This window comes from Aliiglaciecola sp. 3_MG-2023, assembly GCF_030548205.1.
Lineage (GTDB): Bacteria > Pseudomonadota > Gammaproteobacteria > Enterobacterales > Alteromonadaceae > Aliiglaciecola.
Window position 1 is genome coordinate 52,139 of sequence record NZ_JAUORV010000010.1, and the last position, 15,150, is coordinate 67,288.

The window sequence follows — 15,150 nt, forward strand, 5'->3', positions numbered from 1 at the left end:
GCAAGTTGGAATGCTCTTAACAAAAAACCTAAAAAGCTTTAAAAATGGGCTCTGCAGGAAAGTTACCTTATCAATAACAGGTGTTATATGTTGATCAAACCAATAGGTCAGTCCGTCCCACCTCTTACTAGTCCCGCCTTATCGATTTTAGCCCGCACACAATTAACCTTTGTGTTACATATAAAATCAAGCAATTAACAACTGGTGCCATATCTGATGATTCACTGCGACCCAATAACGCAGAAGCATTGGATAAATCAGCAGTCAAAATCACTTAGGTTTTGTTTTCGGAGAACACAATGAGAATCAACAGCGTTAAGCACACAACGCGCAACTTGTCTCTATCAGTAGGTGCCGCTATAGCGATATCTCTGACAGGTTGTGGCGGTTCCAATTCAGATACAGATTTAAAAGCAATAGATACATCTGCACCTGTCGAAGATTGGGTAATGATTTGGAACGATGAATTTGATGGAGATAGCATTGATTCAAGTAAATGGAGTCATGAAGTCAATTGCAGCGGAGGAGGTAATAACGAACAACAATGTTATACCGACTCAACAGACAATTCATTTATTGCTGATGGGATGCTTAATATTGTTGCAAAACCCGCCGAAGAAGGAGCCGATTTACCTTACACTTCAGCCCGTCTAAGAACGAAATATAAGGGCGACTGGACATACGGGCGTTTCGAAATGCGCGCTAAATTGCCTTCTGGACAAGGCAGCTGGCCGGCTTTTTGGATGTTACCGACTGACGAAGTCTATGGTACTTGGCCAAAGTCAGGTGAAATCGATATTCTTGAAGCGGTGAACTTAGGTGTGGTAGATGCTGACGGCAATGAAGAGAAATATATCCATGGCACCTTACATTATGGTCGCGACTGGCCACAAAACGAGTCTTCAGGAAAAGCATACTTGTTGCCCGATGGGGCTAATCCTGCAGATGATTTCCATACCTATGCAATAGAATGGCAAGAAGGTGAAATTCGTTGGTATGTGGATGATTATTTATACGCGACACAGATGGCCTCGGAAGTACGCTATAACAGCGACGGTGAAGCCTCAGGTTTAATTCATCAAGGTTGGTTTTCAGAATATTTTGATATTGCCACCGGAGAGAAAGAAGTCCACTGGGATGCTTCACCATTTGACCAAGATTTTCACATTTTACTCAACCTAGCCGTTGGTGGCGATTGGCCCTCTAATGTCAACAACTTAGGCATCGATGAAACCGCATTTGCCAATGGTCAAAGCTATATTATCGACTATGTTCGAGTTTATGAATGCTCAACTAACCCGATGACTGGTAAAGGGTGCGAAACAGTGCGTGCCGGTTACAAAGATGAAGAGGATGCTTTAGTTACGGGAAAGGCGCCAGTGCCCTCACCTCCATCAACAGGTGTGGTGCAAGAACTGACCGTATTTGCTGATGAAGCTAATCCAGATTGGCCAATTTGGGATTGTTGTGGCGGCACTACACCAAGCATAGAAATGGATGACGACGAACACGGCGCCGTTGTCGAATTCGTTATTGGCTCAGCGCCAACGGTAATGGGGTTTAACACCACCTTACTTGATACACCTGTGCGTTTCGACGCGTCGCCTATGTTAACCGCAGGTGCGTTGACCTTTGATATGAAAATCGTTTCAGCTCCCGTTGATACTAACTCGGTTTGGAAATTCAAAATTGAGAGTAACAGTGCCAGTGAAGCGGTTGAGCTGGACATCACTCAAGATATAGATGGCAACCCTTTAACCACAGGGACATGGCAAACCTTTTCATTTTCAATGCAAGACTTGGCAGATGCGGGGTTAGATTTAACCGCCATTGATGTGATTATGATTTTTCCAGCTTGGGGCACTGGAGAAGGTGCGGTTTATCGAGTTGATAATATGGAATTCACCATCGATTACCCAGAATTAATATTATTTGAAGACCAAGCCAATTTAGATTGGCCTCTTTGGGATTGCTGTGGTGGTTCAACACCAGTAGAAGTCATCGACGATGAAGCCCATGGTACTGTGGCAGAATTTTCCATAGGTGAAACGCCTACTGTTATGGGGTTCTTGTCGGCTGAGGGAATTAAATTTGATGCTAGCTTGCTTGAAGCCGTTGGTGTCATTCAGTTTGAAATGAAAGTCGTTAGTGGCACTGCTAGTGACGCAACGCCATGGTTATTTAAAGCAGAAAGTAATGGGGCTTCTCAGGCGGTAGAACTGGATTTATCTGCAAGCAATGAAGGGGTTACTCCGGTTACCGGTGTATGGCAAACCTATACATTTAACTTACAAGATTTAGCCGATGCGGGTCTGGATTTGAGTGCAATTGATGTGGTGATGATATTCCCTTCTTGGGGCGCAGGAGAAGGTGCCGTTTACCGTGTTGATAATGCTAAGATTTTTAATCCACCACCACCTTCACTCACCGTGTTTGAAAATGCAGAAAACCCCCTATGGCCTATGTGGGATTGCTGCGGCGGTTCAACGCCAACGGTTGAAGTCGATGCCGATACAGCCCATGGCGCAGTCGCTGAATTCCAAATCGGCGAAACGCCTACCGTAATGGGATTCTTAGCTGAGGATAGTGCAGAGTTTGACGCTACCACTTTATTATCAAATGGCGTGATCAAATTCGATATGAAAGTGATTGCAACCCCTAGCGAAGATACCGCTTGGCTATTTAAAGTGGAGTCTCTTGATGCCGCCACAGCAGTGGAATTAGCAGTGGAAACCAGTAATGAAGGTGAGCCCCCTGTTACCGGCGAATGGCAAACATATACATTTGATCTTCTTACGCTTTCCGATGCAGGTCTGGATATAAGTGCGATTAACGTCGTAATGATATTCCCAGCCTGGGGGACAGGTGATGGTGCAGTTTATCGCATTGATAACCTGAAAATCACGTCTAACTAAAGGCTCGAAGAAATACCACATTATGACTTGCCGGGTTTTATGCCAATACAAAACAGGTGTAAAGCCCAAGGGCTTACATAGAACAAAGAACAATTTAAGTAGGGCAACTATGAAACACATGACCTTCAAGAAAAAAACCTTAGCTGCGTCAATGTCTATGCTACTAGGTGGCGTTTTAGTATCTACCGCTAATGCACAGGAAGAAGCCGTAACGACACAAGATGATGTAGAAGTGATCCAAGTAAAAGGGATCCGCGGCTCTTTGGTACGGGCAATGGATATCAAACGCAGTGGCCAAGGGGTGGTCGATGCAATTTCTGCTGAAGAAATGGGCAAATTTCCTGATACCAATATCGCGGAATCATTGCAACGTATTCCAGGGGTAACCATTAGCCGTAAAAACGGGGAAGGTAGCCAAATAACAGTACGTGGATTCGGACCTGACTTTAACCTGGTAACCCTCAATGGTCGCCAAATGCCGGGAACAGGTAACAATCGCTCATACGATTTGGAAAACCTCTCTTCTGACGGTGTCAGCGCGTTAGAACTATATAAAACCGGCCGCGCAGATGTACCAAGTGGAGGCTTAGGCGCAACCGTTAATATTATAACCGCTAAACCATTAAACAGCCCAGGCTTGAAATATGTGGTTTCTGGCAAGGGAATTTATGATGAATCAAATGTCGAAGGTTCGGATATAACCCCAGAGATTTCTGCATTATATAGCAATACTTTTGCCGACAATACTTTCGGTGTCGCCATTTCATTATCCATGCAAGAACGCAATTTTCAGCAGCAAAGTGCCAATGTGCCCGGTTGGCAGGCAGACCAATCTCTAGGCAGCACCACTGATTTTATCGATTTGAGGCCAGACGCAACAAGTTTAGAAGAAGATACATTAGATGGCTCGTTGGAGGATGGCAAAGCAGGTCACACTTACCTGCCTCGTCAAATTTCCTACAATATTAATAACGTTGAACGCACACGTGTAAACGGCATGGCGACACTGCAATATGCACCTCGTGACGATATGACCTTCACCTTAGATTACGTGTATTCTGAAGCCGAAACGGCGACATCGGGTAAAGGGTTTGGTATTTGGTTTAACTTCGGTGGAAATATCAATTCTTACGAGCTGGATGAGCGAGGTTCAGCCATCAGCTTAACTGAGTCGAGTAATGATTTCGCTCACTCGGCTAACGTTGAAACCCTGTTAGTAGAGAGCGACTCCATTGGTTTTAACTTTGAATGGCAAGCCACTGACGATTTTCATGTGGAATTTGACTACCATGATTCGAAAACGACCACTGATAATGGCGCCGATGATGGTACACATCATTCGGGAAATGTAATTTTAGGACCCAACAATATAGTCAGTAAAACCTATGACTTTTCCGGTGGTGGAATTCCACAGTTCGATATTACTTGGCCTGATGGTGCAGATGAAGCTGATCCAGCTGACTTTGACCCTCTTTTTGCGCAGTTTGGGCGTGCAGAAGGTGAGTCGACCATTGAACAAATTCAATTGGATACTGAGTGGGTCAATCCCAATGACAGTTTCCTCACAAAAGTACAGTTTGGTCTCGCCAATACTGATCAGTATTTCGGTGGTTATTCAGCGAATAACGGCAATGTTGGACCTAATGGTTACAACGGCAATCAGGCTATTTTCCCTGATAGTATGTTTACTCGTACCGACACAGGCGACTTTTTAGATGAGTTTTCAAACGGTGGCAATGACTTAGTTACAAACTATTATTACACCTTCGATTACGCTGAAGTTATAGCTCGAATGCAGGACTACTTTGGCTTTTCAATTGATCCCCTAAACCCTGACTTTGGCACCATGACTACGGCTGATTTGACGGAAGAAACCCAAAGTGCTTACTTAGCTGCAGATATGTATTTCGAAATTGCCGATATGCCTATAGACGTGAATATTGGCGTACGCTATGAAAAAACGGATGTGACGAGTTTAGTACTGCAAGACAGTGTCGAAGATTATTTGGTGTGGACTAATCCTACCGAGTGGCAAATGCGCTATCGAGCAAGTGATGGTGGCACTGTTACCTACACAGGGGAACATGATGTCATTTTACCTAACTTAGACATCAAATTAGAGGTAACTGATGATATTGTAGCTAGATTCTCAGCAAGTAAAACCATCACTCGAGCCCCTCTTGGTAACTTAATAGGCGCAAGATCACTATCTGGCAGCCCCAAACCTGGTGGGCGCACAGGCTCTTCGGGAAATACTAATTTACTACCGTTTGAATCGACCAACTTGGATGTCAGTTTTGAATACTACTATGATGAAGGCAGTTACACCTCCATTGGTTACTTCCGTAAAGATGTGAAAAACTTTATCCAAAACACCTTCACCACTATCACAGTAGATGGCTTACGTGACCCCTATATTGGTCCTAGAGCGATCCAAGCAGAAGCGGACTTAGTGGCTGCAGGTATACAAGCGACAGATGGTGCGATTTGGCAACAAATTATTGATAATGGTGGCGGTATAGATGATGATTGTTGCGAAACTCAAATTGTACGTCAAAGCGATGATGATCCCCTTGTTGAATGGCTAGTCAGCCAGCCTTCAAATGGTGAGAAAAAGATGGTGGACGGGATTGAATTCGCTATTCAACACTTGTTTGGAGAAAGTGGTTTTGGCGCTGGCTTCAACATGACCTTGGTTGACGGTGATGTGAATTACGACACTGAAAACTTCTCGGTACAGTCTCCGTTAAACGGACTCAGTGATTCTGCAAACGTACAAATTTTCTATGAAAAAGACGGTTTGTCAGCAAAACTCACTTATGCTTGGCGCGATTCGTACTTAATTGGCATAGGTCAAGACCAAGGCACTGCTGAAGCGCCTCCTCAATTTTTTAAAGAATATGAGCAGTATGATTTAAGCATTAACTACGATGTAAACGACAATCTCACGGTATTCTTTGAAGGGTTAAACCTAACCAATGAAACTGAAGAGGGTTACGGACGTTACGAAGAGCAATTCTTATTTGCCCGTCAATACGGTACACGTTATAACTTTGGCGCGCGCTATTCATTTTAAGCGCCAACCAGAACAAAAGCCGCTTTATTAGCGGCTTTTTGTTATTATTTTGTAAATTAAGTTCTAGAATATAAATCAATGGGAAAATGGCAGGAGGTAAGGTGTCAGATAATCCAATTCGTAATATTGTCATTGTAGGAGGTGGAACCGCTGGGTGGCTCACCGCTGGCGTCATTGCGGCTGAACACATGGCCCATTCGAAACACGGCATATCTGTTACCCTAATTGAATCTCCAGATGTGAAACCTATTGGCGTTGGCGAGGGTACATGGCCGACTATGCGTGGCACTTTGCGTAAAATGGGGGTCACCGAGACCGATTTTATTCGTTGTTGCGATGCAACCTTCAAGCAAGGCGCTAAATTTGCTAAATGGGTGACAGGGGCAAAAGACGATGCCTATTACCATCCCTTAGTTTTACCCCAAGGTTACGAGCAAATCAACTTAGCACCATTTTGGCAGCAACAAGCCGATCATATCCCCTTTGCCGATGCAGTCTCATTCCAAGGTCAAATATGTGAACGTGACTTAGCACCGAAACAAAACACCACGCCAGAATTCGCCCATGTAGCCAACTACGCATACCATTTAGATGCAGGTAAATTCGCCGCTTTCTTGCAACAACATTGTACTGAAAAGCTGGGCGTGAAACACATACTAGATACCGTTATTGCCATTAATAGCCATGATAGTGGCGATATATGCAGCCTTTCAACGAAACAACACGATGAAATAAATGGCGATTTATTCATCGACTGCAGTGGATTTCATGCATTATTAATTGGTAAACATTACCAAATTCCCTTTATCAACAAAAAACACATTTTATTTAACGATGCCGCCTTAGCGGTGCAGGTTCCCTATTCTGATCCCCAAAGCCCCATTGCCTCTCACACTATTTCTACCGGACAAAGTGCTGGCTGGATTTGGGATATAGGTTTACCTACACGGCGCGGCGTAGGCCATGTTTATTCCTCGGCCCATATTAGTGACGACCAAGCTGAAATGGAACTACGTCAATATATTCGCGATAGCATAGGCGATAAGGTGGACGACCTTAAGGTACGTAAAATTCCCATAGTGCCTGGACATCGAGAAACGTTTTGGCATAAAAACTGTGTAGCCGTTGGTTTATCTGCTGGATTCTTAGAGCCTCTAGAAGCCTCTGCATTGGTATTAGTAGAATTGTCGGCGGCCATGATCAGCGAACAGCTTCCGGCAACACGCAAAATCATGGATATAGTCGCAAAACGATTCAATGATAAATTCCGTTACCGCTGGGATAGAATCATCGATTTTCTCAAATTACACTATGTGCTAACCCAGCGCACGGATTCCGACTATTGGCTTGATAACTGCCAAACAGAGACGATTCCAGACGGCCTCACTGAGCTATTGGAGTTATGGCAACACCACTCTCCCTGGCACAGCGATTTCACTCAAACCGATGAAGTCTTTCCATCGGCGAGTTATCAATATGTGTTATATGGAATGGGCTTTAAAACCCAGCAGCCAAAGACCAGTAGACGCTCAAACAATCAAAATATAGCCTTGGAAAACTTCAGAAAAAACCAGCAAATGACCGAAAAGTTGCTCAGGGGATTACCCACTAACCGAGAGCTGATTAATAAAATTCAGCAGTTCGGGTTACAACGAATTTAAGGGTGATTTCATTGCTGAAAACTCAACAACTTTATACATTTATAATTAGCAACTTATTAGGAACTCCCCATGCCCAACCATCAATTACTGGATAACATTACTCACAAAGATTTACAGGTGATCACTGATTTCCTGCCCAATCTTGGGGATGATATAAGTTTTACCAATGTATTTGTATCTGAGTTTCGTGAAGCTCAGGGCTTGTATCCGTTATTTTTTCACAAACACACGGAAACTGGAAAGTTTGAAGCTATCGCACTGTTCGGCTTTGCGCCATTTGAAAATCTCTATTTAAATGACTCAGGCTGGCAAGGGAATTATATTCCGTTAACCATTCGCAGACGCCCTTTCCTTATTGGTTTTCAAAATGTTCAGGTTGATGGTGTTTTAACACAAGATCCAGTGGTGTTCGTAGACATGGACAGCCCACGAGTAAGTCAAACCACTGGCGAGAAAGTCTTTCTTGAACAAGGGGGCCAGAGTGATTACCTGCAGAATATCAACTCAATCTTGCAGACCATACACCAGGGGCATAGGCAAACTGACGAATTTATCGATACCATTCTTCAACACAATTTGGTTGAACAAGTCAGTATTAAAGTTCAGTTGAAAGACGGCTCAAATCATGAATTAAACAGCCTTTATACCGTCAATGAAGAAAAAGTAGCAGCATTGCACGGAGATGTTCTGCAAAGCTTGCATCAACAAGGATACTTACAGATGATGCATATGATGGAGGCATCCATGTCGAACTTGTCGCTGCTTATTGAAAAGAAAAATGCCACCCTATAAGCCTTTATGAATTTACCATTTACCTCAAACAACAACATAAAAGAAATACGTAACAGTACAGTCGCAGACTTAAACCAAGGGCAATTATCTAGTTCTCATCCCTGTGTTTTTAGAGGCTTAGTGTCTCATTGGCCAATTGTTCACGCTGCAGAACAGTCAACTAAGGTGGCGGTTGACTATTTACAGCAATGGGCTAATGATAACCCAGTACAAGCATTTGAGGCTTCTGCAGAAGTGGCAGGCCGTTTTTTCTATAATGATAACCTCCAAGGGTTTAACTTCCACCCCAAAACAACGACCTTTAATGGGGTGATGAAACAGTTAATTGAACTTAAGCATCACCAAAAGCCACCATCTGTTTACCTAGGTTCAACCTCAATTAACCACATTCTCCCTGGGTTTAGACAGCATAATGATTTAGAGGCTTTGCAGGACGCACCATTAGTGAGTATTTGGGCCGGTAACCGTTCCCGAATAGCTGCCCATTATGACATTCCAGACAACCTTGCATGTAATGTGGCAGGCAGGCGTAGATTCACCTTATTCCCTCCGGATCAACTTGCTAACCTTTACATAGGTCCGTTAGATTATACGCCCGCAGGACAATCAGCTAGTTTAGTGGATTTCCAGCAACCGGATTTCACTAAATTCCCGCAATTTGCTGAGGCAATTAAACACTGTTTCATTGTAGAACTTGAGCCTGGAGATGCTATTTTTATTCCTAGCATGTGGTGGCATCATGTTGAAGGACTTACAGATTTTAACGTTCTGGTGAATTATTGGTGGCGTCAAGTACCTGATTTTATGGGCACACCTCTGGATGCTCTCAATCACGCCATATTAGCCATCCGAGATTTACCTGAGTCTCAACGCAAAGTCTGGCAGGATGTGTTTCAACATTATGTTTTTGCCCCTGCAGACAACGCCCATATTCCAGCTTCTAAAAAAGGAATTTTAAATCCCTTAGATGAGCGTTTAGCACGACAGCTTCGCAGTCAGTTACTAAATAAACTAAACCGATAGGCCAAAGACGCAGCTAAACTTTACCTCTACGGGTTTCTAACTGGTCTCTAACTTCGCGGGCCGTCCCTTCAGTAATCGGGTAGATAACAATTAACCCTATTGCAATAAATGAACATATAATGGGGATACCCACATCAGCTAAGCGCATCAGGGTGATAGTGGACTCTGATTGTTCTCCACCAAGGGCGACGTCAAATCCAGTCCCATTAAGGATAAAGCCACCAGCAGCGAGCGCCACAGCCATGCCTAACTTAACGACCCACCAATAAATAGAACCAAACATGCCTTCCCGGCGCGCAAAGGTCTTTAATTCGTCAAAATCACATACATCAGCGATCATCGACCCCATCAGGGTAAATAACCCACCTAAACCAAAGGAAATAAATGGCACAGGGAGCAAAATTAACCAAGGATTTTCGGGGGAATAACAAAACCATTTTAATCCGTAACCCACAATGGATAACCCAATGGCGATAAAAAATGCATGGCGTTTACCATATAAAGTAGAAAGTTTTGCGGTGATAAATATGACACAAAAAGTTGAAAATGCAGAGAGGGTTCCTGCCCAGCCCGCATACTCTGAACCAAGGTCGGTATCCCCCGCAAAAACGTAATAAATAATCACGTAAAATTGGAAAGACGACACCATCATAAAGCCGTTAAACACCAAAAAAGTCGCGCCACATAATGATAAAAAAGGTTTATTTTTTAAAGCCTCAGCAAACCCTTGAAAGAAACCTTTTAAGCCTGGGCTAAGGGTTTCAGTGTCAGTTATCGCCGGTTTATCCAAAATCGCTAAATTTGGCTCTTTGAGAAATATCGCCGGTAAAATGCCCACAAAAATAGTGAAGGCACCAATGATGATAGCTAACCAGCCTGCACCTTGAATCATGTCATCGAAGAAGTTATCGTTTTGCATGAACCATAAAAACCAGGGTGCTAATAAGTAAGCCATTTGCCCCATGAAATTTTGCACCGCCATCAGGCGAGTTCGTTCATGGTAGTCTGGAGTTAATTCATAGCCTAGGGCAATGTAAGGCGTGGCAAATACGGTATAAGCCAAATAAAAAAACAATGAACCAATAAGAAAAAACCAAAAGTAGAACATTTCACTTTGTTCTCTTGGTAGTTGCCAAATCAAAGCATAAATAATTCCAGCAGCAATAGCCCCCCAAAAAATATAAGGTCGCCGACGTCCCCATTTGGTTTTTGTATTATCGCTGATATACCCCATAAGCGGGTCAGTTAGGGCATCCGTTAACCGCGGCAATGCGCTAATTAACCCAACCAAGGCAGGATTCATTGCCAATCCCAGGTTTAACACTATGACCATGCCGCCAATTGCCGCACCTAACAAGTTATTAACCAAAGCGCCTAAACCATAAATGAATTTCCGCGATAACGGAATTTTGTCGTGTTCAGCAGTGACCTGCGTCGGATTTTGCTCACAAGTTACGACATTACTCTTGGTCATTTATAGGATTCCGCTGTTTACCAGGTAAAAATAAGCGCTGTATTTAACGCGCAACATGAAACTAATTAACAACAAAGTTACATTTTATTGGCAAGCAGACAAACCAAAAACGATAAGTTGTGACATTACACACGGTAAAGCGGTCAGTAGGTAAATCATCTGGGGTTAAATCAGTGTAAATACGAAAATTTCTGTCTGCCCTATTTAACTCTTACCAAGTCCACTTTAGCTTGTTTAATTTGAATTGTGATATCTGGACGTTAAGGTTAATAGCGAAGGTTTAATGAATATTCCTCAAGGGATAATAGTATCTCAACTACGAATATTGCTTTACAGGATCACGCTAATTTATGTTTACCTCAGAACACGCTCACTCACTTAATTCCGTGCCACCTCGTTATTCAGACAGAATTAATCACCTGTTATCTAAAATGCATCTAGTCGAAAAGGTGGGTCAGCTTAGTCAGGTCATGGGCAATAATAGTGAGGAATTAGAACAGGATGTTAGGCAAGGTCTTGTTGGTTCAGTGATTAATGAGGTAGATGTAAACACACTGGCTAAACTGCAGCACATAGCCACACACCAAAGTCGATTAGGAATCCCGCTGTTGGTGGGGCGGGATGTTATCCACGGTTTCAAAACCATTTTTCCTATTCCCTTAGGTCAGGCAGCAAGTTGGGATCCTGAATTAGTTAAAAAAGCAGCAAAAATTGCCGGTAAAGAAGCGTCGTTTGTTGGAATAAATTGGACTTTTGCGCCTATGATCGACATTAGTCGTGATCCTCGCTGGGGACGTATTGCCGAAAGTTTTGGTGAAGATCCTGTGCTGTCTTCAATTATGGGGGTTGCAATGGTTGAAGGTTTTCAGGGCGACAACTTTCAAAACCCTAGTGGTATAGCAGCCTGCGCTAAACACTTTGTTGGCTATGGTGCGTCTGAAAGTGGCAGAGATTATTGCACCACGAATATCCCTGAAAACGAATTGCGTAATATTTATTTCCCCCCCTTTAAGGCGGCTGCTGATGCTGGGGTAGCAACCTTTATGTCATCTTTTAGTGATCTTGATGGTTTACCAGCCAGTGGCAACAAATGGCTAATGGATTCTATCCTTCGAAAAGAATGGAATTATCAGGGGTTTGTGGTGAGTGATTGGGAATCCATTGCTCAACTACAAATACATGGTCTTACCGAAAGCCCAGAACACTCAGCGTTGACTGCTTTCGATGCAGGTATTGATATGGAAATGGTTAGCACCACCTATCGGCAAAACCTTGCAACATTGCTTGAAAACAAGCAACTAAGTGAACATGAGATTGATCAAAGTGTATTGCGAATACTTCATTTAAAAGAAAAGTTAGGGTTATTCGATATTGATTACCCAATAGAAGATGGGCAATCGTCGGATGCTCGTAAACAGGCATTTTACGCCAATGAAGATCTAGACGTGGCTAAACAACTAGCGTTAAAAAGTTGTGTGTTACTGCAAAATAAAAACCGGACTCTCCCCCTCAATTCTGAAGCTTTAAACGCTATAGGATTAATCGGGCCATTGGCGGATGATGGCTATGAACAATTAGGTACATGGATCTTTGATGGTGAAGAAGAAGCGAGCATCCCCCTGAAACAGGCCCTTGAAAATGAATTAAGTAGATCAGTCACACTAAATTATGCCAAAGGGTTACAGAATACTCGAACCGACAACATCGATTTAGTAGATGACGCCATTAAGGTAGCTCAAAGCTCTGATGTGGTTATCTTATGTTTAGGCGAAGAGTCTTTTTTATCAGGGGAAGCGCACTGCCGTGCAGAGCTGGACTTACCCGGTAAACAGCATTGGTTAATCGAACAAATCGCAGCCACAGGCAAACCTATTGTGTTGGTCATTATGGCTGGCAGGCCACTCACTTTAGAACCTATTCTAAATATGGTCGATAGTGTACTCTATGCTTGGCACCCAGGTACTATGGGCGGACCCGCTATAGCTGATTTGATTTTAGGTGAATCATCTCCTTCAGGTAAATTGCCAGTCACCTTTCCGCGTAAAGTGGGACAAATTCCAATTTATTACAATCAAAAGCATACTGGTAAACCGGCAACAGAAGAACAATGTATCCATATGGATGACGTACCTGAGCGTTCCCCACAGACATCTTTGGGTATGGCTGCCACCCATTTAGATACCCACTTCTCTCCCCTTTATGAATTTGGATTCGGTTTATCCTACGGAGAATTTGAATACACCCATTTAGTTCTCGATAAACATAGCTACGCACCAGGTGAGTCCATCAACGTCAAAGTGACCATTAAAAATGTTGGACGTTACGACGCAGAGGAAGTTATACAGCTTTATATTCGCGACTTAGTAGGTAGTGTTACTCGCCCGGTAAAAGAATTAAAACAGTTCAAACGAGTTTTGATATGCGCAGGTAAAGAAGCGGTGATCTATTTTAAGTTAGAGCAATCTGAGCTGGCATTTTACAATCGTAATATGCAATTAGAGGTAGAAGCAGGGACCTTTCATGTATGGGTTTCAGGCAGTTCAAAATCGAACTTAACAACCGAATTCATCGTTACTAAACCCTAAATCACCCAGTAAATTTAGTCAGTCGCTAGTTCGCCGTTTAATGGGCGACAATTTGAGTTACAAAAAATATCGAGGAAATACCTCGATACTCAAAAAATGAAAAACAGCGCCAAATTTAGGTTGATGGGTAAATAAAACTATTGGGTATTGCTGGATAAACCAGCGACTGAATTAGATACATTTTCAGCTCCCAGCTTAATTTCTTGGATGGATATTTCAACTTCCTGCAGCAAGTCTGAACCTTTTTTAGCGGTATCGGACACCGAGGATATATGCTTAGTCACGTCATCCGTTAATTCTTGGTTAAGACGCACTACGTCACCAATTTCATTGGTGGAATTACTAGTCCGAGCGGCGAGTTGACGAACCTCATCGGCAACCACTGCGAACCCTCTGCCAGTATCACCCGCTCTTGCTGCTTCTATTGCAGCATTGAGGGCCAATAGGTTAGTTTGGTCTGCTATGGAACTGATAGTCGAAACAATAGTACCGATCAAGTTAGATTGTTTACCCAGATCTTCGATTAATGCAACAGATTCAACTACCAACTTCTCAATTGCACTAGCGTTTTGCACCGCATCTTTGAGTCTATCTGTGCCTTGTACTGCTATTGATGCGGTCTGCAACGCAGTGGAGTAAGCAACTTCAGCAGCTTCAGAAACGGCCATATTTTGCTTTACTCTATCTGAGATATCAGCAGCAAACTTAATGACTTTAATGACTTCCCCTGTTTCAGATTTAATGGGATTATAAGACGCTTCTAGCCAAACCTCTTTACCAGTAAGCGATTTTCTCACAAACATACCTGAGGTAAGTTTCCCGCTTTCTAACTCAGCCCAGAAGTTAGGATGCTCTTGATAGAACCTGTCTGAGCAAAATATTTTATGATGTTTCCCTCTGATCTCATCGAGGGTGCACCCCATGGTGTGCAAAAAATTCTCATTTGCATATAAAATGTCGCCTTGAGGCGAAAACTCAATGACAGCCATGGATAAACTTAAGGCTTTGCTAATGGCAAGTTGAGTTTGCAATGACACATACTTTTGGGTGACATCTGTCGCTATTTTAACTATTTTGGTAACTTTTCCGTTGTGCATAATTGGAAAATAGGTAGCATCTAACCAAAGTAATTCACCCCTTTTATTTAAACGCGCGAAAGTTCCTGAAAAACTCTCCCCTGATTGTAGCTTCTGCCAAAACTCGTAATACTCCCTTGAATTAACATACTCCGGGGCACAAAAAATACGATGATGTTGGCCGCTAATTTCCTGACTAGTAAATTGAACGACGGAGAGAAACAACGAGTTGGCGGTTAAAATAATACCTTCAGGGGTAAATTCGATGTAAGCGACATTGTTTTTAATTGAATCCACTAAAGAAATTTGCTCTTGTAGTGACTCTTCTAATTCTAGTACTTTTTGTTTTAAATTTCGGTTAAACATTACAACTTCTCTTTTTTTAACTATCAATATGACAGTCGACAGCCCGCTTTTAAAACGGAGTTAGCTGTATAGCCAGATTAAGTAAGAGTTTTGATTCTGTCCATCTATGAAATTCAATCACCTCGATAAATCATTACATTCTATATAAAAAGTAAGACTTATTAATACCACTATACAATTTG

Annotated in this window: 8 protein-coding genes; 6 read left to right on the forward strand and 2 right to left on the reverse strand. The window is 42.7% G+C overall.

Annotation, left to right across the window (positions count from 1 at the left end; translation table 11 throughout):
• Positions 1-299: 299 nt before the first annotated feature.
• The 5 genes from Q4574_RS12670 (at position 300) to Q4574_RS12690 (ending at position 9,467) form a co-directional block, all read left to right on the forward strand.
• On the forward strand, positions 300-2,915 hold the full coding sequence (locus tag Q4574_RS12670; RefSeq protein ID WP_303474505.1) for a glycoside hydrolase family 16 protein: 2,616 nt from the start codon (positions 300-302) through the stop codon (positions 2,913-2,915).
• Between the two features lie 109 nt (positions 2,916-3,024).
• Entirely contained in the window at positions 3,025-5,991 is a 2,967-nt protein-coding gene (locus Q4574_RS12675; protein ID WP_303474506.1) for a TonB-dependent receptor, read from the forward strand.
• An 86-nt stretch (positions 5,992-6,077) separates the two neighbouring features.
• Positions 6,078-7,652, forward strand: coding sequence for a tryptophan halogenase family protein (locus tag Q4574_RS12680; RefSeq protein ID WP_303474507.1), 1,575 nt, complete (start codon positions 6,078-6,080; stop codon positions 7,650-7,652).
• Positions 7,653-7,721: 69 nt separating this feature from the next.
• Entirely contained in the window at positions 7,722-8,444 is a 723-nt protein-coding gene (locus tag Q4574_RS12685) for a SapC family protein (protein ID WP_303474508.1), read from the forward strand.
• A 6-nt stretch (positions 8,445-8,450) separates the two neighbouring features.
• Positions 8,451-9,467, forward strand: coding sequence for a cupin-like domain-containing protein (locus Q4574_RS12690; RefSeq protein WP_303474509.1), 1,017 nt, complete (start codon positions 8,451-8,453; stop codon positions 9,465-9,467).
• A gap of 13 nt (positions 9,468-9,480) precedes the next feature.
• Here the strand turns inward: Q4574_RS12690 and Q4574_RS12695 are convergent, their stop codons facing one another.
• Positions 9,481-10,941: an MFS transporter gene (locus Q4574_RS12695; protein ID WP_303474510.1), complete on the reverse strand. Its 1,461-nt coding sequence runs from the start codon at positions 10,939-10,941 to the stop codon at positions 9,481-9,483.
• A gap of 350 nt (positions 10,942-11,291) precedes the next feature.
• Between Q4574_RS12695 and Q4574_RS12700 the strand changes: the two genes are divergently transcribed.
• Complete coding sequence (locus Q4574_RS12700; RefSeq protein ID WP_303474511.1) at positions 11,292-13,526, forward strand: glycoside hydrolase family 3 N-terminal domain-containing protein; 2,235 nt, start codon at positions 11,292-11,294, stop codon at positions 13,524-13,526.
• Between the two features lie 137 nt (positions 13,527-13,663).
• Here the strand turns inward: Q4574_RS12700 and Q4574_RS12705 are convergent, their stop codons facing one another.
• Positions 13,664-14,968, reverse strand: a complete 1,305-nt coding sequence (locus Q4574_RS12705; RefSeq protein WP_303474512.1) for a PAS domain-containing methyl-accepting chemotaxis protein — start codon at positions 14,966-14,968, stop codon at positions 13,664-13,666.
• Positions 14,969-15,150: the final 182 nt, after the last annotated feature.

Excerpts from the sequence above, each read along its gene's own strand:
- Q4574_RS12670 (WP_303474505.1), top strand. The coding sequence starts at position 300 with ATGAGAATCAACAGCGTTAAGCACACAACGCGCAACTTGTCTCTATCA.
- Q4574_RS12675 (WP_303474506.1), top strand. The coding sequence starts at position 3,025 with ATGAAACACATGACCTTCAAGAAAAAAACCTTAGCTGCGTCAATGTCT.
- Q4574_RS12680 (WP_303474507.1), top strand. The coding sequence starts at position 6,078 with ATGGCAGGAGGTAAGGTGTCAGATAATCCAATTCGTAATATTGTCATT.
- Q4574_RS12685 (WP_303474508.1), top strand. The coding sequence starts at position 7,722 with ATGCCCAACCATCAATTACTGGATAACATTACTCACAAAGATTTACAG.
- Q4574_RS12690 (WP_303474509.1), top strand. The coding sequence starts at position 8,451 with ATGAATTTACCATTTACCTCAAACAACAACATAAAAGAAATACGTAAC.
- Q4574_RS12695 (WP_303474510.1), bottom strand. The coding sequence starts at position 10,941 with ATGACCAAGAGTAATGTCGTAACTTGTGAGCAAAATCCGACGCAGGTC.
- Q4574_RS12700 (WP_303474511.1), top strand. The coding sequence starts at position 11,292 with ATGTTTACCTCAGAACACGCTCACTCACTTAATTCCGTGCCACCTCGT.
- Q4574_RS12705 (WP_303474512.1), bottom strand. The coding sequence starts at position 14,968 with ATGTTTAACCGAAATTTAAAACAAAAAGTACTAGAATTAGAAGAGTCA.